Annotated in this window: 1 protein-coding gene; it reads left to right on the forward strand. The window is 68.9% G+C overall.

Annotated elements, in window-relative coordinates; all coding sequences use genetic code 11:
* On the forward strand, positions 1–405 hold a 405-nt coding region (locus LU671_RS29355), incomplete at both ends, for a two-partner secretion domain-containing protein (RefSeq protein WP_232857816.1).

The following is a 405-nucleotide window of genomic DNA, read 5'->3' on the forward strand; positions in this document are numbered from 1 at the left end:
CTGACCCGTTACCAGGTCGACCAGGGCCACATCGCCATCGAAGGCGCGGGGATCAATGCCAGCAACGTCGACAGCTTCGAGCTGATTGCCCGCAGCACCAAGATCAATGCAGAGATCCAGGCCCGCAACCTGGCCATCGTCGCCGGGCGCAACGATGTCGATGCCCGCACCTTGGCGGCCACCGCGCGTGCTGACGACGGCAGCGCCAAGCCGAGCCTGGCGATCGACTCCAGCGCGCTGGGCGGCATGTATGCCGGCGCGGTCAGGCTGGTCGGCACCGAGGCCGGTGTCGGTGTGCGCCTCGACGGGCGGATGATCGCCAGCGGTGGCGATATCCAGCTCGATGCCAATGGCCAGCTGAGCATGGCCCAGGCCAGCGCCGGGGGCGATGTGCGCATCCGGGCG

It is taken from the genome of Pseudomonas sp. NMI760_13, from assembly GCF_021283245.1.
Lineage (GTDB): Bacteria > Pseudomonadota > Gammaproteobacteria > Pseudomonadales > Pseudomonadaceae > Aquipseudomonas > Aquipseudomonas peradeniyensis.